Annotated in this window: 25 protein-coding genes and 1 tRNA gene; 13 read left to right on the top strand and 13 right to left on the bottom strand. The window is 69.4% G+C overall.

The features are described from left to right. Positions 1-14: 14 nt before the first annotated feature. Together KBY71_RS00395 and KBY71_RS00390 are read left to right on the top strand one after the other, a co-directional pair. Positions 15-86, top strand: a tRNA-Val gene (locus tag KBY71_RS00395). 163 nt (positions 87-249) lie between these two features. Next, a complete protein-coding gene (locus KBY71_RS00390; protein WP_254927020.1) occupies positions 250-1,080 on the top strand; it encodes a helix-turn-helix domain-containing protein in 831 nt (276 codons plus the stop codon). Here KBY71_RS00390 and KBY71_RS00385 read toward each other — a convergent pair. Then, a complete protein-coding gene (locus tag KBY71_RS00385) occupies positions 1,061-2,671 on the bottom strand; it encodes a Ppx/GppA phosphatase family protein (RefSeq protein ID WP_254927019.1) in 1,611 nt (536 codons plus the stop codon). The two genes, KBY71_RS00390 and KBY71_RS00385, sit on opposite strands and share 20 nt — an antisense overlap. Before the next feature lie 90 nt (positions 2,672-2,761). On the opposite strand from KBY71_RS00385, the gene KBY71_RS00380 reads away from it, so the two are divergent. After that, positions 2,762-3,667: a 4-hydroxybenzoate polyprenyltransferase gene (locus tag KBY71_RS00380; RefSeq protein ID WP_254927018.1), complete on the top strand. Its 906-nt coding sequence runs from the start codon at positions 2,762-2,764 to the stop codon at positions 3,665-3,667. Next, a complete protein-coding gene (locus KBY71_RS00375) occupies positions 3,664-4,617 on the top strand; it encodes an LD-carboxypeptidase (RefSeq protein WP_254927017.1) in 954 nt (317 codons plus the stop codon). The genes KBY71_RS00380 and KBY71_RS00375 overlap by 4 nt, the downstream gene beginning before the upstream one ends. A gap of 13 nt (positions 4,618-4,630) precedes the next feature. Here the strand turns inward: KBY71_RS00375 and ispD are convergent, their stop codons facing one another. Then, entirely contained in the window at positions 4,631-5,311 is a 681-nt protein-coding gene (gene ispD, locus KBY71_RS00370) for a 2-C-methyl-D-erythritol 4-phosphate cytidylyltransferase (RefSeq protein ID WP_254927016.1), read from the bottom strand. Positions 5,312-5,383: 72 nt separating this feature from the next. Here ispD and KBY71_RS00365 point away from each other — a divergent pair, with 72 nt between their 5' ends. Beyond that, on the top strand, positions 5,384-6,223 hold the full coding sequence (locus KBY71_RS00365) for a glycosyltransferase family 9 protein (protein ID WP_254927015.1): 840 nt from the start codon (positions 5,384-5,386) through the stop codon (positions 6,221-6,223). 39 nt (positions 6,224-6,262) lie between these two features. Then, on the top strand, positions 6,263-7,015 hold the full coding sequence (gene fabG, locus KBY71_RS00360; protein WP_254927014.1) for a 3-oxoacyl-[acyl-carrier-protein] reductase: 753 nt from the start codon (positions 6,263-6,265) through the stop codon (positions 7,013-7,015). An 18-nt stretch (positions 7,016-7,033) separates the two neighbouring features. Here the strand turns inward: fabG and KBY71_RS00355 are convergent, their stop codons facing one another. Next, the gene (locus KBY71_RS00355) at positions 7,034-7,273 is read right to left on the bottom strand and encodes a hypothetical protein (RefSeq protein WP_254927063.1); all 240 of its coding nucleotides are present in this window, start codon (positions 7,271-7,273) and stop codon (positions 7,034-7,036) included. A gap of 152 nt (positions 7,274-7,425) precedes the next feature. Between KBY71_RS00355 and groL the strand changes: the two genes are divergently transcribed. Next, on the top strand, positions 7,426-9,096 hold the full coding sequence (gene groL / locus KBY71_RS00350) for a chaperonin GroEL (protein ID WP_254927013.1): 1,671 nt from the start codon (positions 7,426-7,428) through the stop codon (positions 9,094-9,096). Positions 9,097-9,099: 3 nt separating this feature from the next. Here groL and KBY71_RS00345 read toward each other — a convergent pair whose 3' ends face one another. From KBY71_RS00345 to KBY71_RS00315, 7 genes are all read right to left on the bottom strand, one after another. Continuing rightward, positions 9,100-9,276, bottom strand: coding sequence for a hypothetical protein (locus tag KBY71_RS00345; RefSeq protein ID WP_254927012.1), 177 nt, complete (start codon positions 9,274-9,276; stop codon positions 9,100-9,102). A gap of 65 nt (positions 9,277-9,341) precedes the next feature. Next, on the bottom strand, positions 9,342-10,007 hold the full coding sequence (locus KBY71_RS00340; protein ID WP_254927011.1) for an N-acetylmannosamine-6-phosphate 2-epimerase: 666 nt from the start codon (positions 10,005-10,007) through the stop codon (positions 9,342-9,344). Next, a complete protein-coding gene (locus tag KBY71_RS00335) occupies positions 10,008-10,421 on the bottom strand; it encodes a hypothetical protein (RefSeq protein WP_254927010.1) in 414 nt (137 codons plus the stop codon). 11 nt (positions 10,422-10,432) lie between these two features. Further along, positions 10,433-11,308 (bottom strand): ABC transporter permease, encoded by an 876-nt coding sequence (locus KBY71_RS00330; protein WP_254927009.1) that lies wholly within the window; start codon positions 11,306-11,308, stop codon positions 10,433-10,435. After that, positions 11,308-12,330: an ATP-binding cassette domain-containing protein gene (locus KBY71_RS00325; RefSeq protein ID WP_396095044.1), complete on the bottom strand. Its 1,023-nt coding sequence runs from the start codon at positions 12,328-12,330 to the stop codon at positions 11,308-11,310. The genes KBY71_RS00330 and KBY71_RS00325 overlap by 1 nt, the downstream gene beginning before the upstream one ends. Before the next feature lie 18 nt (positions 12,331-12,348). Continuing rightward, positions 12,349-13,344 carry a heme o synthase gene (locus KBY71_RS00320; RefSeq protein WP_254927008.1) on the bottom strand — a complete coding sequence of 332 codons (996 nt, stop codon included), beginning with the start codon at positions 13,342-13,344 and terminating at the stop codon, positions 12,349-12,351. Beyond that, positions 13,337-14,275, bottom strand: coding sequence for a heme A synthase (locus KBY71_RS00315; RefSeq protein WP_254927007.1), 939 nt, complete (start codon positions 14,273-14,275; stop codon positions 13,337-13,339). Before KBY71_RS00315 ends, KBY71_RS00320 begins: the two co-directional genes overlap by 8 nt. A 197-nt stretch (positions 14,276-14,472) precedes the next feature. Here KBY71_RS00315 and KBY71_RS00310 point away from each other — a divergent pair, with 197 nt between their 5' ends. The 4 genes from KBY71_RS00310 to KBY71_RS00295 all read left to right on the top strand — a co-directional run bounded on the left by KBY71_RS00310 (position 14,473) and on the right by KBY71_RS00295 (position 18,081). Next, on the top strand, positions 14,473-15,312 hold the full coding sequence (locus tag KBY71_RS00310) for a cytochrome c oxidase subunit II (RefSeq protein WP_254927006.1): 840 nt from the start codon (positions 14,473-14,475) through the stop codon (positions 15,310-15,312). Positions 15,313-15,318: 6 nt separating this feature from the next. Continuing rightward, positions 15,319-16,953 (top strand): cytochrome c oxidase subunit I, encoded by a 1,635-nt coding sequence (gene ctaD / locus KBY71_RS00305; protein WP_254927005.1) that lies wholly within the window; start codon positions 15,319-15,321, stop codon positions 16,951-16,953. Continuing rightward, positions 16,950-17,594 (top strand): cytochrome c oxidase subunit 3, encoded by a 645-nt coding sequence (locus KBY71_RS00300; protein WP_254927004.1) that lies wholly within the window; start codon positions 16,950-16,952, stop codon positions 17,592-17,594. Before ctaD ends, KBY71_RS00300 begins: the two co-directional genes overlap by 4 nt. Positions 17,595-17,727: 133 nt before the next feature. Next, positions 17,728-18,081: an AbrB family transcriptional regulator gene (locus KBY71_RS00295; protein WP_254927053.1), complete on the top strand. Its 354-nt coding sequence runs from the start codon at positions 17,728-17,730 to the stop codon at positions 18,079-18,081. Between the two features lie 9 nt (positions 18,082-18,090). On the opposite strand, the gene KBY71_RS00290 is transcribed toward KBY71_RS00295, so the two are convergent. Both KBY71_RS00290 and KBY71_RS00285 read right to left on the bottom strand, forming a co-directional pair. Then, positions 18,091-18,666: an HdeD family acid-resistance protein gene (locus KBY71_RS00290; protein ID WP_254927003.1), complete on the bottom strand. Its 576-nt coding sequence runs from the start codon at positions 18,664-18,666 to the stop codon at positions 18,091-18,093. Between the two features lie 59 nt (positions 18,667-18,725). After that, positions 18,726-19,397 (bottom strand): riboflavin synthase, encoded by a 672-nt coding sequence (locus KBY71_RS00285; RefSeq protein ID WP_254927002.1) that lies wholly within the window; start codon positions 19,395-19,397, stop codon positions 18,726-18,728. 64 nt (positions 19,398-19,461) lie between these two features. Between KBY71_RS00285 and KBY71_RS00280 the strand changes: the two genes are divergently transcribed. Then, positions 19,462-20,109 (top strand): bifunctional nuclease family protein, encoded by a 648-nt coding sequence (locus KBY71_RS00280; protein WP_254927001.1) that lies wholly within the window; start codon positions 19,462-19,464, stop codon positions 20,107-20,109. After that, on the top strand, positions 20,084-21,244 hold the full coding sequence (locus tag KBY71_RS00275) for an aldo/keto reductase (protein WP_254927000.1): 1,161 nt from the start codon (positions 20,084-20,086) through the stop codon (positions 21,242-21,244). Before KBY71_RS00280 ends, KBY71_RS00275 begins: the two co-directional genes overlap by 26 nt. 135 nt (positions 21,245-21,379) lie before the next feature. On the opposite strand, the gene KBY71_RS00270 is transcribed toward KBY71_RS00275, so the two are convergent. Beyond that, complete coding sequence (locus KBY71_RS00270; RefSeq protein ID WP_254926999.1) at positions 21,380-22,408, bottom strand: twin-arginine translocation pathway signal; 1,029 nt, start codon at positions 22,406-22,408, stop codon at positions 21,380-21,382. Between the last annotated feature and the right edge of the window lie 3 nt (positions 22,409-22,411).

The raw sequence follows: 22,411 nt of genomic DNA, 5'->3' as shown, positions 1-22,411 counted from the left end.
AGCTCCTTGGGTGCGGGCGATTAGCACAGCGGTAGCGCACTTCCTTCACACGGAAGGGGTCACTGGTTCGAATCCAGTATCGCCCATCTTCACTGGCTGAAATCAACCAGCCGTTCTGGCATCAGCCAGGCCAGCACTGGTGTTTCAGGGTCTGCCACCGGTCCGACCAGGGCCCACCCAGGAGCCGGCTGGCGGGCCGGCCTTTTCCCGGCAGAATGGCCAGATTCAGCTTCTGGCTTCGCCGATCCGGTGTCGGACTCCCCCATCCCCGAGCCCATCCCCGCCCTGCGAGCCCTAGGCCAGGCGCTCCGCCAGGGACGAGAAGCTCAGGGCGTGGGCCTCGGCGAGCTGGCCAACCGCCTCAACATGGGGCAGGAACAGCTGCAGGCTCTGGAAGCGGGCGATGCCGGCCGCCTGCCGGAGCCGGTTTTCGTGATCGCCCAGGCCCGGCGGGTGGCCAACAGCCTGGCCATTGATGTCAACGGCCCGCTTCAGGCCTTGCGGGACTGCGGCGCCTTCCAGGCCAACCCCGTGAAGGTGGGCGAACTCTCCCCCCGCCCCAAAGTGCGTTCGCTGGGCCAGACCGGCAACATCCCCCTGCAGACCATGGGCCAGATCGCCCTAGCGGCAGGCGTTCTGGCGGCCATCATTGGCGGCGGCAACGCCGGCTGGCAGCAGTGGCAACACCTGCAGTGGCAACGGCAGCAGGCCCGCCAAGCCCAGCCCGCTGCCGCCCCCAAGGCCCCTTCCACCAAGGCAGCCTCCCCCAAGGCAGCTCTCAAGGCACCCCCCACGCCCTCCCCGGCAGCGGCTCCCAGCCCCCGCCCAACCCCTGGCCAGACCGACCAGCTGCTGTTGCGCAGCCGCCAGCCCAGCTGGCTGGAAGTGAAGACAGAAACGGGCACCACCCTGTTCCGGGGCACCTTCCAGGGTGAGCGGCCCTTCCCCCTAGGCGGGGGGCTGGTGGTTCTCGCTGGCCGGCCCGACCTGGTGCAGGCCCAGATCGGTTCCGGACCAGCCCAATCCCTGGGCCCGATCGATCAGGTGCGCTGGCGCCGCTTCAAGGCTCCGGCACCCTGAGCCCAAGGCCGCAGGCCTCCTGCACCACGGACCCGCAGGAGCGCAGGCTCCAGCGCTCCAGGCTGAGATCCATCTCGGGTTGGCCCGGCGGCGGCGCTGCCGGCTCGAGGGCAATGCTGACCGCACCGGAGAGGGACTGCACCCGCAAGCCGGCGATCACGGCGGCGGGCCGGCGATCCAGGGCCGCCGCCAGGCGCAGCAACAGCGCCATCGACGCCACCGTGCGGCGCTGGTCGCGATCTTCGATCAGCTGCCAGGACTCATGGCGCTTCTTCGGCAGGCTGCGCCGGTGGTACCTGCCGATGGCGGCCACCATCCGGTGTTCCGCCTCGGAGTAGCCCAGCAGCTCGCCGTGGCGGATCAGATACCAGCTGTGCTTGTGGTACGCCGAAATGTTGATGCTCTTGCCGCAGGTGTGGAGCTGGGCAGCAGCCCAGAGCAACTCCCGCCCGGGGCCGTCGTCGTGGTGCAGCAGGCCGCGGGACTGGTCGTAAAGGCTGAGGGCGTGGACCGCCACCCGATCGGCCCGGGCCCGATCAACGCCGAAACTCTGGGCCAGGTGCAGCACCGTGCGCTGGCGGATCGTGCTCTGGAAGGCAAAGCGATCGCCGAGCAGCCCGTTGCGCAGCATCCAGTCCACGATCAGGCCCTCCCGCAGGGCCCGGTCACACACCACCAACTCCCGCACCTGGAGCATGGCCATGGCGGTCTGCAGGATCAGGGCCCCGGGCACGATGATTTCCGCACGCCGGTCGTTGATGGCGGGCAGGGCGCGACGCTGCTCCGGGCTCATGGCCAGCAGCCGGGCGGTGAGCTGGTCAACACGCTCCCGGCTGAGCCGGTAGCCCTGCAGCTTGAGCGGAGGTTTGGGATCCTCCGCCGCCGCCAAAGCCGCCAGGGCCATGGCCGTGCCGCTCGTACCCACCATCAGCGGCTGTTCCCCCGGGCGCAACGCCGCCTTCACCTCGGCCACGGCGGGGTCGAGGGCCCCCTGGATGTAGGCCTGAAGAAAGGAACGGCGGTCAGCCGACAGGGGGTCTTGTTGGCAGAACTCCCGCTGGAGCCGCACCGCACCGATGCGGGTGCTGCTGAAGGAGCGGCCATCCCGGCCATCGGCCAGCACCAGTTCCGTCGAGCCGCCGCCGATGTCGATGATCAGGTGGGGCTGGTCACCGAAGGCCATGCCGGAGAGCACGCCCAGGTAGATCAGCCGGGCCTCCTCCGGGCCGCTCACCAGATCCACATCCAGATCGAGCTGCTCCTGCAGGGCCACCAGAAAGTCACGACCGTTGGGGGCTTCCCGCACGGCGCTGGTGGCCGCGGTGACGATCTGCTCCACGCCATGGCTGAGGGCCAGATCGCGGTCGTGGCGGAGGGTGCGGAAGGCGCGCTCGATCGCCTCGGCACTGAGTTCGCCGGTGTGGGGATCCCGTTCCCCCAACCGGGTGGTGGCCTTCTCGGCGAGCACCACCGAGAAGCTGCACAGCTCTGGATCCACCTCCGCCACCAGCAGGTGAATCGAATTGGTGCCGATATCGATCGCGGCCACCCGGCGCCGGCCGGCCTGCGTGAGGGTGGGGGCCTGGACCATCAAGCTCGGCAGCAGCCGCTGGGGCGCCACTTTGCCATCCGTGGTCCTGGCAGGCGGGACACCTAGGGTTCGCCGCAACGGAATGGGGGCATGGCCAACTCCGCGATCGGCGCCAAGTTGGGCGCCTGGCTCGAACTGGTGCGCTGGCACAAGCCCAGTGGCCGTCTGATCCTGCTGATTCCCGCCGGCTGGAGCCTCTGGCTCACCCCCAATGCCCCGCCTCCAGCGCTGCTGGTGGGGCTGATCGTGCTGGGAGGGCTGGCCGTGAGTGCGGCGGGCTGCATCGCCAACGACCTCTGGGACCGCCGCATCGACCCCCTGGTGGAGCGCACCCGCAGCCGGCCCATCGCCGATGGCCGTGTCGGGGTGGGGGAAGCCACGGCGTTGCTGGTGCTGGCCCTGCTGCTGGCCCTGGCGGTGCTGCTGGTGTTGATGGGAGGCCTGCCGGCCAGCAGCCGCAGCCTCTGCCTGCTGCTGGCGCTCGCGGCCCTGCCGCCGGTGCTGCTCTATCCCTCCGCCAAGCGCTGGTTCGGCTACCCCCAGCTGGTGCTGGCGCTGTGCTGGGGCTTCGCCGTGCTGATTCCCTGGGCCGCCGCCACGGGCTCCCTGGCCGGCGGCTGGCCCCTGGCCCTGGTGTGGCTGGCCACCCTGCTGTGGACCTTCGGCTTTGACACGGTGTACGCCATGGCCGACCGGGACGACGACCGGGCGATCGGGGTGCGCAGCAGTGCCCTCAGCTTGGGCCAGCAGGCCCCTCTGGCGGTGGGCGTGAGCTACGGCCTGGCCGCCCTAGCCCTGATTCTGGCCGCCGGCCTGCAGGGCTGCGGCTGGATCACCTGGCCGCTGATGCTGCTGGCCGCCGCGGGCATGCAGCGCGAAGCCGCCCTGCTGCGCCGCCCCCAGCTGCCACGGTCCGCCTATGGCCGCCACTTCAGCCGCCAGGTGCAGCTCGGCGGCCTGTTGCTGCTGGCCCTGGTGCTCGGGCAACTGCCATGAGCCAGCCCCTCGGCCGCTCGATCCGCCTGCCCGAGCCGCTGCGGCCCGGGGATCGGGTGCAGCTGGTGGCGGCCAGCTCGGCCCTGCTGGGGGAAGACGCCCAGGCCCGGCTGCAGGCCGGCATCGCCGTGCTTGAGGGCTGGGGGCTGCAGGTGGAGCCCGCCCCGCTGCAGGGTCGCCGCTGGGGGTACCTGGCCGGCCGCGATCCAGAACGGCGCGGCGACCTGGAAGCGGCGGCGCGGCGGGGGGCGGAGCTGCTCGCCTGCGTGCGAGGAGGCTGGGGGGCCGCCCGCCTGTTGGAGGAGCCCCTGGGCCTGCCGCACCGCTGGCTGCTGGGCTTCTCCGACGTCACCTCCCTGCTCTGGGCCCAACTGGCCCAGGGCCAGGGCGGCGCCATCCACGGCCCCCTGCTCACCACCCTGGCCGCCGAGCCGCCCTGGAGCCAGGAGCGGCTGCGACGGCTGCTGTTCGGCGAACCCCTGGCCGACCTCCAGGGGGTGGGCTGGAGTGGCGGCACCGCCGCAGGCCCCCTGCTGGCAGCCAACCTCACGGTGGCCACCCACCTGCTCGGCACCCCCCACCTGCCGGATCTGCGCGGCGCGATCCTGGTGCTGGAGGACGTGGGCGAGGCCCCCTACCGGATCGAGCGGATGCTCACCCACTGGCGCCTCAGCGGCGCCCTGCAGCAACTCGCGGGCATCGGCCTGGGCCAGTTCAGCGACTGCGACGACGCGCCCTCGGAGGACGGGCCCTCTGAGGGGCCGTCCTCCGACCAGGAGCTGGATCGCTTCAGCCTCGAGCAGGTGCTGCGCGAGCGCACCGCCGACCTCGGCGTGCCGGTGGTGAGTGGCCTGCCCGTCGGCCACGTCGCCGGCAATGCGGCCCTCCCCCTGGGGGCCTGGGCCGAACTCGACGCGGACCGGGGCCAGCTGCGGGTGCTGCCCAGCTGAGCGCCCGAGCCGCTCAGCGCCGGCCCGCCAACACCGCTTCCGCCACGGTGAGATCAAAGCGGGTGGTGAGCTTGATGTTGGACGGGGGCGCCTCCAGCACCTGCACCGGCAGCCCCAGCCGTTCAAACAGGGCCGCGTCATCGGTGACGCTCCAACCCTCCGCCGTGGCCGTGGCGTGGGCGGTGCGCAGCTGGGCCACGGGGAATCCCTGGGGGGTCTGGGCCGCCCAGAGCCCGCGACGGTCCGGGGTGCCGGTGATCGTGCCCGCGCCATCCACCTGCTTGATCGTGTCGGTGACCGGGGTGGCGGCAATCACCGCGGCGCCCCCGTTCACGGCGGCGGCGCAGCGCTCCAGCAGGGCCGGCTCCACCAGGCAGCGGGCACCGTCGTGGATCAGCACCCCCGCAGCCTCCGCCGGCAGGGCCGCCAGCCCGCGGCACACCGACTCCTGACGGGTGTCGCCTCCCAGAATCCAGTGCACCGGCCGGTCGGGGCCAGCGGCCGCCACGATCGCGGCGATCGCCTCCGCATCCACAGGCTGGCCGACGATGCCGATCCAATGAATGGCCGGGCAGGCCAGGGCGGCCTCCAGGGTCCAGGCCAATACGGGCCGGCCCGCCACCGGCAGCAGCAACTTGTTGCCCTCGGCCCCCATGCGGCGGCCGCTACCGGCGGCGGCGATCAGCAAATGCACAAGCGACTCCTGGGAAACGGGGCAAACCGGATTCGATCCATACAATCAGGCCGCCGATCCCGTGCCTTTGCGATGCGCGCCCTGTTTCTGATTCCGGGCGGCAGCAGCCAGCAGCTGCAGAGTTTTGCCGCCGTGGCTGCGGTGGCCGACCAGCTAGGGGCCGAGGTGCAGGTGGTCTGCCCGCTGGCCGCCGTGCCCCTCTGGAGCCTGCATCCGGGCGTGAACCGGGCGATGCCCTTTGCCTACGACCAGGCCACCCTTGCCGACTGGGCCAACCTGATGGGATCGGTGCGGGAACCGGATTTCCAGCTGTGCCTCAACCTGGCGCCCAGCCGGCAGATGGACCTGATGCTGTCGATGAGCCACATCCCCACCCGGGTGGCCGCCGCTGGCTTTTCCGCCACCGAGCGGATCACTCCCGTGGCGGGCGGCTGGCCCAACCAGGCCTGGGAGGCCTTCCTCCAGCCGATCGGCGTACGGCTCGATGCCGACGCCTTCCGGCTGCCCCTGCCCCAGGGTGATCTGGAGGCGGCCGCGGCGGCCCTACCCACCGGCGATGGCCCGGCCCTGCTGCTCGCCCCCTCCGGTGAGGCCAGCGACTGGCCCGCAAACCAGTGGCAGGCCCTGCCGGCCGCGATCCGCAGCAAGCTGCCCAACCTGCGAACCCTGCAAGCCCTGCCCGGCAGCGCCAAGTTGCGCGGGCGCGCGGCCCAGATCGCCAGTGCCGATGTGGTGCTGGCCAGTGATCCGGTGGCAATCGAACTGGCCCTGCTGCTCGGCCTGCCCCTCGTGGCCCTTGGCCGGGACGCCTCCAGCCTGCCGAGCCGGGCCGGGGTTCAAGGCCTGGGATCGGCCACCCACCTGAACCAACTCGGCACCCCCGAGGTGCTGGCCGCCCTGGGCCTGGGCTAGCCGCGCCATACGATCACCGGCACTGACGCCAGCCCTGTGATGTCCAGCTCCGCCCCCCTGGCCGGTCACGTCGCCCTGGTCACCGGTGCCAGCCGGGGCATCGGCCGTGCCATCGCCCTGGAATTGGGCGCCGCCGGAGCCCAGGTGGTGGTCAACTACGCCAGCTCGTCTGAGGCCGCCGAGGCGGTGGTGGCAGCGATCACGGCCAGCGGCGGCCAGGCCTGGAGCCACCGGGCCAACGTGGCCGACGAAGGCGAAGTGGATGCCATGGTCAAGGCGGTGCTGGAGAAGGCCGGCCGGCTCGACGTGCTGGTCAACAACGCCGGCATCACCCGGGACGGGCTGCTGATGCGCATGAAAACCGCCGACTGGCAAAGCGTCATCGACCTCAACCTCACCGGCGTATTCCTCTGCACCCGCGCCGTGAGCCGGGCGATGCTGAAGGCCCGCTCCGGCCGCATCATCAACATCACCTCGGTGGTGGCCCTGATGGGCAACCCCGGCCAGGCGAATTACAGCGCCGCCAAGGCCGGTGTGATCGGCCTCACCCGCAGCAATGCGGCCGAATTCGCCGCCCGGGGCGTCACCGTCAATGCGGTGGCCCCGGGCTTCATCGAGAGCGATATGACCGCCGAGCTCGACAAGGAGCCGATCCTGGCGGCCATCCCCATGGGCCGGATGGGCAGCGCCGCCGAGGTGGCCGGTGCCGTGCGCTTCCTGGCCGCCGATCCCGCCGCCGCTTACATCACCGGCCAGGTGCTGCAGGTGGATGGCGGCATGGTCATGCGGTAGCGCCTCCAGCAGGGGGGCTCAAGGGTTGGTGATCGGCTGACCCAGCTCCTCCCGCAGGCGACGGATCCGCTGCAGCAACCGCAGCCGCCGGCTGCGGGCCGTGATGGTGAGGAACAACCGCACCGGCACGTAGACCAGCGCCATCGCCACCCCGAACACCGCCACCAGCACAAACACCATGGCGTTGGCGCTGGTGGCGGGATCGAGGGCCATCGCCTCATCGGCACTCTCGAGGGCCGTCTGCAGCAGATCTTCCATCCCCAGACCCACGCCGTAGCCAGACCCTATCGAGCCCGGCGCCGTTCAGCAGCCTGCGGCCGCCCATCGATTCGGCTTTCCCCACCCCACACCACCTCCCGGGTGGCAAGCCGCTGTGGGACCCTGAAAACCATTGCGTCAATTCCGATTCCATGGCCAAGCTGATCAGCTTCTCGGATGCCTCCCGCAGCGCCCTGGAACGGGGTGTCAACGCCCTGGCCAATGCGGTGAAGGTCACCATTGGCCCCCGCGGCCGCAACGTGGTGCTCGAGAAGAAATTCGGCGCCCCCGACATCGTCAATGACGGCGTGACCATCGCCAAGGAGATCGAACTCGAGGATCCCTTCGAAAACGTGGGCGCCAAGCTGATGCAGCAGGTTGCCAGCAAGACCAAGGACACCGCCGGCGACGGCACCACCACCGCCACCCTGCTGGCCCAGGCCCTGGTGCGCGAAGGCCTCAGGAATGTGGCCGCCGGTGCCAACCCCGTGGGCTTGCGCCGGGGCATGGAACAGGCCACCGCCCACATCGTCGCCGGCATCACCGAGCGCTCCCAGGCCGTGGCCGGGGACGCCATTCGCCAGGTGGCGGCGGTGAGCTCGGGCAACGACGACGAGATCGGCCGCATGATCGCGGAGGCCATGGACAAGGTGAGCGCCGACGGCGTCATCACCGTGGAGGAATCCACCTCCCTCGCCACCGAGCTGGAGATCACCGAGGGGATGGCCTTCGACCGGGGCTACAGCTCCCCCTACTTCGTCACCGACCAGGAGCGGCGGGAGTGCGTCTTCGAGAACGCCCTGATCCTGATCACCGACCGCAAGATCAGCAGCATCACCGACCTAGTGCCCGTGCTGGAAGCGGTCTCGAAGAGCGGCCGACCTCTGCTGATCCTCTCCGAGGACGTGGAGGGTGAGGCCCTGGCCACCCTGGTGGTGAACAAAAACCGCGGCGTGCTCCAGGTGGCCGCCGTGCGGGCGCCCGGCTTCGGCGATCGCCGCAAGGCCATGCTCGCCGACATCGCCATCCTCACCGGCGCCACCGTGGTGAGCGAAGACCAGGCCATGACCCTGGAGAAAACCGGCCTGGCGGACCTGGGGCAGGCCCGTCGCATCACCATCACCAAGGACTCCACCACCATCGTGGCCAGCGGTGAGCACCAGGCCGCCGTCGCCGACCGCGTGGCCTCGATCAAGCGGGAACTGGACAACACCGACTCCGACTACGACCGGGAAAAGCTCAGCGAGCGGATCGCCAAACTGGCCGGCGGTGTGGCGGTCATCAAGGTGGGCGCCCCAACCGAAACCGAGCTGAAGAACCGCAAGCTGCGCATTGAAGACGCCCTCAATGCCACCCGGGCTGCCGTCGAGGAGGGCATCATCGCCGGGGGTGGTTGCACCCTGCTGGAGCTCGCAGAAGGGCTGACCGCCCTGGCCGCCTCCTGCCAGGGGGATGAGCGCACCGGCATTGAGATCGTGCAGCGGGCCCTGGCCGAGCCGGTGCGCCAGATCGCCCACAACGCCGGGGCCGATGGCGCCGTGGTGGCCGCAGAGGTGCTGCGGCTGGGCAAGGGCTACAACGCCCTTACCGGCGTCTACGAAGATCTCCTCACCGCGGGCATCCTCGATGCCGCGAAGGTGGTGCGCCTGGCCCTCCAGGACGCGGTGTCGATCGCCTCGTTGCTGATCACCACAGAAGTGGTGATCGCCGACAAGCCCGAACCCGAACCCGCCCCCGGCGGCGACATGGGTGGCATGGGCGGCATGGGCGGCATGGGTGGCATGGGTGGCATGGGTGGCATGGGCATGCCCGGCATGATGTGAGGCTCAGAGGGAGCTCACCAACCGGGCGTGGATGCGGCAAACCGTCATCGCCTGGGGTGGTGGGCTGCTGCAGAGCTTTCCCAATTCCCGGTTGAGCGCCTGCACCTGGTTGACGTGAAAGCTGCTGATCGGGATGGTGAGCACCACCAAGCTCAACAGCGCCAGGGGTGATTGGGTCATGGCGGCCTCCTGCCCTGCCCCCATCCAACGCGGGAGCCACTGCCCCCTTCAGTGTGCAGCGAGGTTCAACACGCCGCCACGTAGGCCGCCACCTGGAGATCAACGCCGGTGATGGCCGTGCCCACCACCACGGCATCGGCACCGGCAGCGAGGGCCTGCCGAACCTGCTGGGGGCTGGCAATGCCGCCTTCGCAGATGAGGCTGACCGCCTCGGGCAGCTCCTGCCGGAGCTGGGGCAGCAACTCCCAGGCGGGTGGCCGCTGTCCCGCCGTGGCTTCGGTGTAGCCATAGAGGGTGGTTCCCACCCACTCGCAGCCGAGGGCGGCGGCTCCCACGCCATTGGCCAGGGAGTCGACATCCGCCATCAGCGGGGCCCCCAGCTCCCGCCGGGCCCGCTGGATCAACGCCTCCAAGGCCTCACCGCCAGGGCGGAACCGCTCGGTGGCATCGATCGCCACCACATCGGCCCCGGCCCCCCACACCGCCCGGATCTCCTCCCAGCCAGGGGTGATGTACACGGAGCTGTCGGGATAGGTGCGCTTCCACAGCCCCACGATCAGGGCCCCCGGGCAGCGGCGCCGCACGGCACCGATGTGTTCGGGGCTCTCCAGCCGCACCCCGGTGGCGCCATTGCGCAGGCTGGCCTCAGCCATGGCGGCGATCACATCGGGATCGCGCATGGGGGAGCCCTCGGGGGCCTGCACCGACACGATCAGTCCGGAGGGTTTCACTCAGCTGGCCAGGGGGAAGGGGTTGGCAGCGGAGCCCGCGCCGTGGTGGCCATCCGCCTCGAGCTCCTCGGCATCGGGCAGCCAGGCACGCAAGGGCTGCAGCGAGGGTGGCGCCGGTGCTGCGGCGCCGCCCGGCACCACGCTGAGCTGGGGCCACACGCGAACGGGCTGCGGCTGGACGCTCGGGGGCTGCAGCAGGCCGGCCCGATCCTGCAGCCAGGCCGCAGCATCCGCCCCCTGACTGGCGGACAGCGGGCCTGCAATCAGCGCATCTAGGGCGACCAGGCCCCGACGGTGCACCCACTGCTGCACCAGCCGTTCGGCCATGGGCTGGTCCCGTTCGGCCACCGCCGCCAGCAGACGATCCGCCAGGTCGGGACGGGCTGGCGGGGGAAAGCTGGGGGGCAGGGTCACGGGAGGGCTGGCTAGGTGAGCTTGCGATCCAGAAGGGGCCGGATCAGCAGGAACAACCCGGCGGCCAACAGGGCGAGCACCCCCAGGCAGGTGGCGCTGCTGAGCTGGCCGTAGGGGGCCTCCAGCACCACGGCGGTGAGGGAGACCTGTCCGGCGTAGGCGGCACGAATCGGTTCAATCGCGAAGGTAAGGGGATTCAGGGCCGCTAGCCAGCCCAGCCAGGCCGGCATGAACGACAACGGGGCCAAAGCGGTGCTGGCAAACAGCAGGGGCAGGTTGGCCACGAAGATCACCGCGATCAACTCGATATGGCCCGGCAGGGCAAAGGCCAACCCCAGGCTCAGGGCCGTCACCGCAAACACCAACAGCAGCAGGGTGACCAGCACCAACAGCAGGCCAGCGGCACCGGGCCAGCCGTAGCCGAGCAGGGCCGCAGTTCCCATGATCGCCAGGCTCTGCACCAGGCTCAAGGAGGTGATGTAGAGCACCGAGGCGAACACAATCGAGCTGCGGGAGCGCAGGGGCGCCACCAGCAACCGGTTGAGGAAGCCAAACTCCCGGTCGAACATCACCGGCAGGCCCGCGTTCAGGGCGGCACTGAAGGCCGTGAACACGATCACGCCGGCCCCGAGGAAGCGCCCGTAGCTGGTCCCCCCCGGCAAGAGCCCGGCGGGCGCCTTGGCGAACAGGGCCCCAAACAGCACCAACCAGATGAGGGGTTGCAACACGCCCGCCACCAGGGTGGAAGGGCGCCGTTGCAGCTGCACGAACAGCCGCCGGGTGAGCGCGAAGGTTTCCTGGCTGATCTCAGCCCAAGCGGAGGCCTCGGGCGGGGAACCCGGAACGGGATCGCGGACTGGGGGAGGAGCGGGAAGGGTGGTGGTCATCACATGCTCGCTTTGCGTTCGGCCTTGGGATCGCGGCTGCCGGCCACGGCCAGCTCCGCATCCATCAGGGTGCGGCCCGTGGCCTGGAGATAGACATCATCGAGGCTGGGGCGGCTCTGGGCCAGGGCGAACACCGGCAGGTCGGCCTCGGCCAGCTGCCGGCGCAGCTGCTCGATCACACCGTCGTGCTCAATTACCAGGTTGAGGGAGTAGCCCTGGGCCTGGTTGACCACCACCTGGCGCACCCCAGCGCAGGACTGCAGGATGCCCTGCACCCGGGCCGCCTCATCGGCATCGCTGAACTCCCGCACCCGCAGGGTGACCCGATCGCCCCCCAGGGCCCCCTTGAGCGCCGAGGGTGCCCCTGCGGCGATCACCTTGCCGGCCTCGATGATCGCCAAGTGGTCGGCCAGGGCATCCACCTCCTCGAGGTAGTGGCTGCTGAGCAACACGGTGGTGCCGCCGTCGCGCAACTGGCGCAGCACGCCCCAGATGGCCGCGCGGCTTTCAATATCCAGGCCGACCGTGGGTTCATCCAGCACCAGCACCTGGGGCCGGTGCAGCAGGCCGGCAGCCAGATCCAGCCGGCGCCGCATGCCCCCCGAATAGCCGCCGCAGCGGCGGTCGATCCAGTCGGCCATCCCCAGCAGCTCAATCAACTCGCCGATCCGCTGGTTCCGCTCAAGCGAGGGCAGGTGATAGAGATCGCCCTGGAGCTGCAGCAATTCCCGGCCGGTGAGGATCTTGTCGATCGCCACCTCCTGGGCCACATAACCCAGCAGACGCCGTACCGCCCGCGGATCGGCCAGGGCATCCACCCCTCCGACCCGCACCCTGCCGCTGTCAGGGGCCAGCAGGGTGCAGAGGATGCGCAGGGTGGTGGTCTTGCCGGCGCCGTTGGGCCCCAGCAGGCCGTAAAGGCAGCCGGCCGGCACCTGGAGGGACAGGCCGTCGAGGGCCACCACCCCCTGGCCTCCCTTGGGGCCGCCGTAACGCTTGCAGAGCTGCTGCAGTTCGATCACCGAGCCAGGCCGCCCCAATCAGCCGACCAATGTAGGCAGCGCCACCAGCGGGACGCTGAACAGGCCGGGGCCAAGCAGGGATGCCTGGGGAAGACGGGCCAGCAGCAACAGCAGGCAGATGCCGAAGAGATAGAAGATCGACCAGCGGAACAGGGCCCGGGCCCGCTGGGGGTCATCGGGCTGGGCGCGCAGCCTGGAGCTGAGCTGCAGCAGACGCCCGTTGAAGGGCAACACCATCAGGCCGTAGAGCAGGCCACCACTGGGCAGGGCCCACGCCCCCAGCAAGCTGAAGGCCACCGTGGCCCAGGCGTAGTGGCTGATGGCCCGGGTGGTGACCACCACTCCCTTCACCACCGGCAGCATGGGAATCCCCACCGAGCGGTAGTCGTCCTTGAGCAGCAGGGCCAGGGCCCAGAAATGGGCCGGGGTCCAGAGCATCACCAGGGAAAACAGCCACCAGGACGACCAGCCCAGGCCACCGGTGGCCGCGGCCGCCCCCACCAGGGGTGGGATCGCGCCAGCCACGCCGCCGATGACAATGTTCTGGGTGGTACGGGGCTTGAGCAGGGCCGTGTAGAGCAGCACGTAGCTGCACAGGCCCAGCAGCGACAGGCTGGCGGCCAGGGGATTCACGCCGATCACCAGCACGCCCACCGAGAGGAGCGTGAGCCCGATCGCCAGAGCGAAGGCCTGGCGCTGGGCCAGCCGACCCGAGGGCAGGGCGCGGCGGCTGGTGCGCTGCATGCGGCCGTCCAGCTCCTGCTCCCACAGGCAATTGAGCACGCCAGCAGCGGCCGAGGCCAGGCTGCCGCCCACCAGGGTGCAGGCAATGGTGCCCGCACTGGGGGAGCCACCGGCGCTGAGGGCCATCCCCCCCAAGGTGGTGGCCAGGAGGAGGGGGATCAGCCGGGGCTTGGCCACCTCGAGCCAGGCCGGCAATTTCACCGAGGGACGAATCGCCGATGCCGCCGCAGGGGCGAGGGCGACCGAGGCTGGGGCCGTTGCACTAACCATGAACCACCTCGGAGGAGAGAAGCGACCGCTCGCGGCCGCCAAGAGAACGGGCCAGCACCGCCGCCAGCAGACCCACCAACAGGGCTGCGGTGAGCTGATGGGCAATCGTCACCAGGGGGGCATCGAGCTGGAGGCGCAAGGTCCAGACCCCCAGCGCCACCTGAACACCCACCAGGGCCACCGCGGCCAGGGCGAGAGCGGGCAGCTGGCCCAGGCCTTTGGGAAGCAACGGGGTGGTGGCTCCCAGCGCCAGCACCGACAAGGCGGCAAGCATGGCCAGCTGGCGATGGGCCAGCAGCCAGCGGCAACCACTCCCGGAGCTGAAGCACTGATCCGCAGCCCACTGGCTGGCCATCGAGCCCCCCAGCAGGCATTGGGCAAGCACCACCACCAGGGAAACTCCAGCCAAGGCCAGCCACCAGGCCGGCGGTGCCTGCAGGTGGCGGCCCACCATGGCCAGGCGCTGATACAGCCCACTGGTGAGGGCCACCAGCAGCAGGGCGGTGGTGAGATGGGCCGTCACCAGGGGAGCCGCTAAGAGCTGGGTGACGGTGAGGGCGCCCAGGCCACCCTGCACAGCCACCATCACCAGGGCCGTCCCGGCAGCCCAGGGCAACCACCCCGGCAGCTGCCGGCGGCCGATCCAGCTGGTGCCGGTCAGAACCAGCAGGGCCACACCCACCACGAAGGCATCCAGCCGGTGGAACCACTCCAGAAAAACCTGGAGATTCATCTGATGGCCTGGCAGGAGGCGGCCATAACAGAGAGGCCAGTCGGGGCAGGCCAGGCCGGCCTCCATCACCCGGGTGGCCCCGCCGATGGCCACTAGGGCCACCAGGGCCACCACCAAATGGGAGGCGAGCAGGGCCAGTCGCTGGCGCAGCACGGTGCCCGGGAGGGGATTGGGCTCTGGCTGCAGAGGCGCCGCCATGGCGGGAAGGGTCCCGAGATTGGCTGACAAGTTAGCCAGCTTGTTCAAAACGGGGGATGGGCAATCCCGCACATCTCAAAGCTGAAACATCCACCCGCAAGAGAAGCGCCGGAGACGTTGATTTGCCAACCAAAACAACGTTTGACACGCACCGCAGCGCTGCTCCCCATAGGCTGAGCAAACGCGCCACGTGCACCGTGCCGATTCGCACCGCCCTGGCTGTTCTCGCGGCCACCACAGCCCTTGTGCTGACAGGGTTGTGGGTGGGCAACAACGTCAACATGCTGCCCCTGGACGCAAGCAGCAACGCCCCCACCTACGACGCCCTATTTAAGGTTTTATTCAGCATTGGCACCATGCTGTTTCTCGGCATCGTGATCTTGCTTGTTTACAGCATGTTTCGATTCCGACGCCGCGCCGGCGACTTCAGTGATGGCCTCGCCATCGAGGGCAATCTGCCCCTTGAAATCGTCTGGACCGCCATTCCCGCAATCGTGGTCTTGTTCGTCGGCATTTACAGCTACGACATCTACGAGCGCATGGGCGGCATGGTGGCGCTCAACGACCACTCCGCCATGGACCACATGGCGATGGACCACTCGGTGCAACAGGCCCAAGCCCCTGGCCGGGTCTGGGGCGGGATTGGCGCCGCCGGCATGGACGCCGCCCCGGGCGGTCCAGTGTTGCCCGTGGAGGTCACCGCCATGCAGTTCGCCTTCATCTTTCACTACCCGGACGCCCAGATCACCAGCGGTGAGCTGCACGTTCCCACCGGCCAACCGGTGGAGCTCCACATGGAGGCCCGCGACGTGATCCATGCCTTCTGGGTGCCCCAGTTCCGCCTCAAGCAGGACGTGATCCCCGGTCAACCCACCGTGTTGTCCTTCACCGCCACCAAGGCGGGCACCTATCCGATCGTGTGCGCCGAACTCTGCGGGCCGTACCACGGCGGCATGCGCTCCAATGTGGTGGTGCATGAACCCGAGGCCTACGACGCCTGGCTGCAGCAGAACAGCCCCAACCGCACCACCACCTGAGACGCCATGACCCTCGCCAATCCGAGCGACTTCAACGGCAGCCTCCAGCCCCAGGGGTGGTTGCGGTATTTCAGCTTCAGCCTCGACCACAAGGTGATTGGGCTGCAGTACCTGGTGTGCGGCTTCCTCTTTTATCTGGTGGGTGGTGCCCTGGCCGGAGCTATCCGCACGGAGCTGGTCACGCCCCTGTCCGATTTCATGCCGCGTGACACCTACAACGAGGTGCTCACCCTCCACGGCACGGTGATGATCTTTCTCTGGATCGTGCCGGTGGTGAACGGGGCATTCGGCAACTACCTGATCCCCTTTTACGTTGGGGCCCGGGACATGGCCTTCCCGCGGCTCAATGCGGTGGCGTTCTGGTTGATCCCTCCGGCCGGCATCCTGCTGATCAGCAGCTACTTCATTGCCGGGGCCGCCGCCCAGTCCGGCTGGACGGCCTACCCCCCCCTGAGCCTCACCACCCCCGCCGCCGGCCAGGTGGTGTGGATTCTGAGTGTGCTGTTACTGGGGGGCAGCTCCATCTTCGGCGGCATCAACTTCATCGCGACGGTGCTGAAATTGCGCCGGCCGGGCCTCAAGCTGATGCAGCTGCCGATGTACTGCTGGGCCATGCTCGGCACCAGCATCCTGGTGGTGCTCTCCACGCCGGTGCTGGCAGGCACGCTGATCCTGCTCAGCTTCGACATCATTGCCCACACAGGCTTCTTTAATCCGGCCCTAGGCGGCAACGTGGTGGTGTACCAGCACCTGTTTTGGTTCTATTCCCACCCAGCCGTGTACATCATGGTGCTGCCGGCTTTTGGCCTGGTGAGTGAGATCCTGCCGGTGCACGCCCGCAAACCCCTGTTCGGCTACACCACGATGGTGTATTCGATCATGGCCATTGTGTTTCTCGGGTTGATCGTGTGGGCCCACCACATGTTCACCAGCGGCACGCCCCCCTGGATGCGCCTGTTCTTCACGATCGCCACCTCCTTCATTGCCGTTCCCACGGGCATCAAATTCTTCAACTGGCTCGCCACCCTCTGGGGCGGCAAGATTGCCCTGAATTCAGCCATGCTGTTTTCCTGTGCCTTCATCGTCAACTTCGTGTTTGGTGGCATCACCGGAGTCGCCCTGGCCCAGGTGCCCTTCGACATCCACGTGCATGACACCTACTTCGTGGTGGGCCATTTCCACTACATCGTCTATGGCGGCACGGTGTTCGTGATCTTCGGCTCGCTTTATCACTGGTATCCCAAATTCACCGGCCGACTGCTCAATGAAGACCTCGGCCGGCTCCACTTCCTGCTCACCTTCATCGGCTTCAATCTCTGCTTCGCTCCCCAGCACTGGCTGGGGCTCAATGGCATGCCCCGGCGCGTGGCGGAATACGACCCCACCTTCACCACCCTCAACCAGGTGAGCAGCGTCGGCGCCCTGCTGATGGCGATCAGCACCATCCCCCTGCTGATCAACGTGGTGGTCACCGCCATCAACGGCAAGCCAGCGGGCGATAACCCCTGGAATGCCCTCACCCCCGAGTGGCTCACCAGTTCGCCGCCGCCGGTGGAAAACTGGATTGGCGAAGCCCCGCTGGTCACCGAGCCCTACGGCTACGGCCAGCACCAGGATCAACCCCAGGAGGTGAAGGCATGACCAGCACCGCACCCCTCCAGGACTCCGGCCAGGGCTCCGGCAGCCCCAACCAGGGCCCCGACGCCAGCCACACCGCCGCGGCCGAGCAGGAGCACGCGGAGCATGGGGACTTTCGCCTGTTTGGCCTGGCCACCTTCCTGGTGGCCGATGGCATGACCTTCGCCGGCTTCTTCGCCGCCTATCTCACCTTCCGGGCCGTGAATCCCCTGCAGGAGGGGAGCACCTACGAACTGGAGCTGCTGCTCCCCACGATCAACACCGTGGTGCTGATCATCAGCAGCTTCACCTTCCACCGGGCGGGCAAGGAATGCCGCGGCGGCAACCTGGGGGCCAGTCGCCTCTGGCTGGCCATCACCGGCGGCTTGGGGGCCATCTTTCTGGCGGGCCAGATGGTGGAGTACTTCAGCTTGCCCTTCAGCCTCACCGACAACCTGTTCGCCAGCACCTTCTATGCCCTCACCGGGTTCCACGGCCTGCACGTGACCCTGGGGGTGATCTGCATCGCCATCGTGGCCCTGCAAACCCGCCAAGGCGGCCGCATCAGCGCCAGCGATCACTTCGGCCTCGAAGCGGCCGAGCTTTACTGGCACTTCGTGGATGGCATCTGGGTGGTGCTGTACGGAATTCTCTATCTGCTCTGAGAGCGATCCAATCCCCAGTTTCCTCACCCTGACGGGAGTGGCGATTTTCAGCACAGTCGGCAGAATCGAGTTATCTCACTGACGAGGGCAGGCAAGCGCCATGGCGGCCAGGACGGGCGACAGCCCACCGGAAATGCTGGAAGGCCAGGCCCTGCTGGATCGGGCGCGGGCCCTGAGCGATCGGCCGGAAGATCAGATCGCCCGGGCCTGTGGCTATGTGGGTCCGAGTGGTCGGGTGCTGAAAAAGAGTTTTTACCGGGCCCTGGTGGCCGCCAAGGGCTACCACCTCCCCGCCAGCTCCGGGGGCCGCGGCACGGGCCAGGGGAAGGGCCGGCAAGCGGAATTCCGAACCCGCGTGCACGGCAATGGCAACCTGCTGATCGGCCAGGCCTACACCCGCCGGCTGGGACTGGAGCCGGGCCAGGAGTTCCGGATCGAAATTCACCAGGAAACCGGCTCCATCTGGCTACTGCCCCTCGAGGGCTAGGAGCCCGCTTCAGTCATCGCCATGAAAGCGGGCGCTGAAGGCCAGCAGGTCGATGCCGCTGAACAAAAAGCTGATCCCCACCAGCACGCCAATCACCCACAGCAGGCCCCAGCCCTGCATGGTGACGATCAACACGCCGAGGATCAGGGTGACGATGCCATTGAGCAGGCCCCATCCCCAGCCCCGCATCTGGGTGTGCCCCAGGGACATCAGGATTGACACCACGCCCTCCAGGATGAAGACGAGGCCGATGGCAAAGGCGAGGCTGGCCACCACCACGCCCCCCTCGAGCGGGCCGCCGCGGAACTGCTGAATCATCCAGGCCCCCACCACGACAAACAGGGTGGAGATCACCAGGCGCCAGAAGCAGTACCACCGCCCCAGCTGGCGGGAGCGGGCCAGATTGCTCACCCAGCCCACGATGCCGCCCACCAGAAAGGACACCGCCACGATCACGGTGATCCAGGCCGAGGCCACCACCGGAAAGATCAGGGCCAGCACCCCCAGCACCAGCATCAATACCCCCTCAAACAGGGTGAAGGCCTTGAGTCCCGCGCCATTGGGGGACAGCAGACTTGAGCCCATCCGTATGCAACCGACGTCCCTCGGACCGTAGTCACGCCATCCGCCGGCGTCAGCCTGGCTCAGACCCAACCGTGGTCGGCTAGCCAGGCACCACTGATCGACTCCCCAGCCGGCCCCGCGGCCGTGCCGGCGGCCGAGAGCAGCCGTTCGGTGTATTTCGCCAACAGATCAGCTTCCAGGTTGACCCCATCCCCCACGGCCAGCTGGGCCAGGGTGGTGCTGGCCCAGGTGTGGGGAATCACGGCGATCCAGAAGCCGGCACCACTGGGCTCGCAGCCCGCCACCGTGAGGCTGATGCCATCCACGGCAACACTCGCCTTCTCACAGATGTAGCGGCCATAGGCGGGGTCACTCCAGGCCAGCTCCAGGCGCCAGGAGGCCGGCTGACGCGCAATGGCGCGCACCACCCCCAAGCCGTCCACATGGCCGCTCACCAGATGGCCGCCGAGGCGATCGGCCAGGCGCAGGGCGGGCTCAAGATTCACCGCCCCACCCCGATCCGCCTTGGCCGCGAGGGTGGTGCGCCCCAGGGTTTCCTCACTCACATCGGCGCGAAAACCATCGGCGAGGCGCTCGGCCACGGTGAGGCACACCCCATCCACCGCCACGCTGTCCCCCAGGGCCAGACTCTGGGGCCCCCAGCCCCCTGCGGGAGCTGCCGACCACTGCACCTGCACCCCGCGGGGACTGCGGCGGATCACCCCTGTGGCCTGCACCAGCCCGGTAAACATCCGCTGTCCAGCCCAGGAAGAACCAATCTGGCCATAATCGGACAAAGGGCTCGGCGGGCAAGCCATGGTCGAGATGCGCGTTGCCGGAATCGGCCTGGATGCGGCCAGTCGCAGCCCGATCGTGCTGTTGCGGGATCCTTCGGGCCGGCGCCAGGTGCCGATCTGGATCGACCAGGCCCAGGCCCAGAACATCCTGGCCGGCCTCAGCAACGAGCCGCCGCCGCGGCCCCTCAGCCACGACCTGATGGCCGCCCTGATCGATGCGGGCGGGCTGCGGCTCGACCGGGTGGTGATCCACACGATTGAAGACAGCACCTTCCGGGCCGTGCTGAAACTCCTCCCCGCCCAGGCCGCTGGCGCAGGGGAGTCCGGGCCTGGGGAATCCGGCTCTGGCGACGCCAAACCCGCCACCAGCCTGGAGCTCGATGCCCGGCCCAGCGACGCCATCGCCCTGGCCCTGCGCACCCATAGCCCCATCTGGATGCTGGAGGAAGTGGTGGCCGATGCCTCCATCCCGGTGGATGCGGAGGCCGATGCGGAAGACCAGGACAAATTCCGCCGCTTCCTCGACAGCACCAGCCCCGCCGACCTGGTGCGCCATCTGCGCCAGGCCCACCCCGAGCCTGGGTCGGCATCGCAAACGGAAGCGGAGCCTGAACCCCCAGCCCCCGGCCCCGGCGAAGAGCATGACGACAGTCCCGGCGCCGGCTGAGCAGCGGCTGCGCCCCTTCGGAGCCGGGCCACCGGTATCGGCCTTCAGCCTGGGCACCATGCGCGCCCTGGGCAGCCCGGCCCAGATGGAAGCGGTGCTGCGCGCGGCCTTGGCCGCCGGCATCAACCATCTGGAGACGGCCCCGGCCTACGGCCCCGCCGAAACCTTCCTCGGCCAGGCCCTCGCCGCCCTGGCCCTGGACAACCTGGCCCCGCCGGGCGGCTGGCGCATCACCAGCAAGCTGCTGCCTGGGCCCGATCTGGCCACCGCCCAGGGGCAGCTGCGCGCCATCCTCCAGCGCCTTGGCCCAGGCCCACTCACCAACCTGGCGGTGCATGGCCTCAACACCCCCGAGCACCTGGACTGGGCCCTGCGGGGCCCCGGTGCCGAGCTGCTGACCTGGGCCCGCGGCGAAGGGCTGGTGGGCCAGGTGGGCTTCACCAGCCACGGCAGTCCGGAGCTGATCGAAGCGGCCCTGGCCTCGGGATCCTTCAGCTTCTGCAGCCTGCACCTGCACCTGTTCGACCAGACCCGCCTGCCCCTGGCCCGCGCCGCCCTCGCGGACGGCATCGGCGTGCTGGCCATCTCCCCCGCCGACAAGGGCGGCCGCCTCTACGACCCACCAGCCGAACTGCTGGCCGACTGCGCCCCGTTCCACCCCCTGGAGCTGGCCTACCGCTTTCTGCTGGATCAGGGAATCTCCACCCTGAGCCTGGGGGCCGAGCAGCCGGGCGATCTGGCCTGGGCCACTGCCATCGCCGCAGAGCCCGCAGCCTGGCTCAGCCCTGCCCACCACCAGGCCCTGGCCAGGCTGGAGGCCGCCGGCCGGCAGCGGCTGGGGGCCGAGCGCTGCGGCCAGTGCCGGGCCTGCCTGCCCTGCCCCAACGGCGTGCCGATCCCCGAACTGCTGCGCCTGCGCAACCTGGCCGTCGGCCACGGCATGGAGGCGTTTGCCGGCGAGCGCTACAACCTGATCGGCCGCGCCGGCCACTGGTGGGAGGAGCGCCAGGCCGAGGCCTGCCAAGCCTGCGGCGCCTGCCTGCCCCGCTGCCCCCACGGCCTGCCGATCCCAACCCTGCTGGCCGACACCCACCGGCGCCTGGCCGCCGCTCCGCGGCGGCGGCTCTGGGGCTAGCCCTTGGCGTCCTGATCCGGATCTGGAGGAGGGCCCCATGGCCCAGATCCCCTAGGTCCAAATTCTGTACAAGCTGTACGGAACAGCGACACGGCCGCGCCCACCCCATCCCCCACTCAGGCAAGGGAGCAACGACTAAGGCCTGGGGGCAGCCGCATCCCAGAGGTTCTGCTGGGCGAGCTGCGCAGCAACGCTGAGCGGTGGCAGGCTCCAGCAGCGGCCCAGCAGGGCATCGCCGGGCAGCAACAACGCCGCCATGGCCGCCGGAAAACGCCGGGCCGCGGGGGCCAGCACCGCCTGGGGCAGGGGCGGCACCCAGCCCTTGGCCAGCAGCGATTCCAGCAGCGACGGCTCCAGAACCGCCCCGAGCCACTCCAGCGGTGGGGGGGACGCCTGCCCAGCCTGGGCTTGGGGTAGCGCTGGCCGCACCAGCAGCTGCCAGCTGAGCGGAGCCCCGCTGTCGGGCCAGATCACCGCCAGGCGCTGGTCGCGGCGCAGCAGGGGAATCAACCGCTGCAACGGCAGCACGGCCGCTTCGGCCTTGCCGCCCAGCAACAGGCTGAGGCCATCGCGGTCGTCGTAGGCCAGGGCCTGGGCCCGCAGCCGCTCCAGTTGCTCAAAATCCCCTTTGACGATCTCCAGGCTGATGCGGGGGCTGGAGGGCAGCACCAACCGCCCCCGCAGGCTGGGGTCGAGCAGCAGCGACCAGCCCTGCTGGCGGCGGGCCGCCAGATCGGGACGGTTGCGCAGGGCGATCACCCAGGGGCTGTAGGCCCAGGGGAAGGCCAGCTCAGCCGTGCCCCCGGCTGGGCCGAACAGCCGGGCCACCTCGGCACTGAAGGGCGCCAGACGGGCCCAGAGCCGGGGCGCCCCGAAGGCCTGCAACCGCTCCCGGCCCAGACCACTGGCCCAGCCGTCGCTGAGGGCCACCAGGCCAGGTGCGGGCTGCCCAGCGGGGAATCCGGCCCGTTGGACCGCTGCGGGATCCGCCAGCGCCCGGGAACGCCAGGGCGCCGGCAGCTGCTTCAACCAGGCAGCCGGCAGCTCTCCCTCCACCAGCAGCAGCTCGGGACCGTTCGCGGGGCGGCAGGCGGCCAACAGGCCGGCCGCCACGCCCAGCTGCAGGAGCTGGCGGCGGGAGAGCGATCCGGGGAGAGGAGCCATGGC

Source organism: Cyanobium sp. T1B-Tous (assembly GCF_024345475.1).
GTDB lineage: Bacteria > Cyanobacteriota > Cyanobacteriia > PCC-6307 > Cyanobiaceae > Cyanobium_A.
The sequence above is the reverse complement of the archived record's forward strand: the minus strand, read 5'-3'. Positions and strand labels throughout refer to the sequence as shown.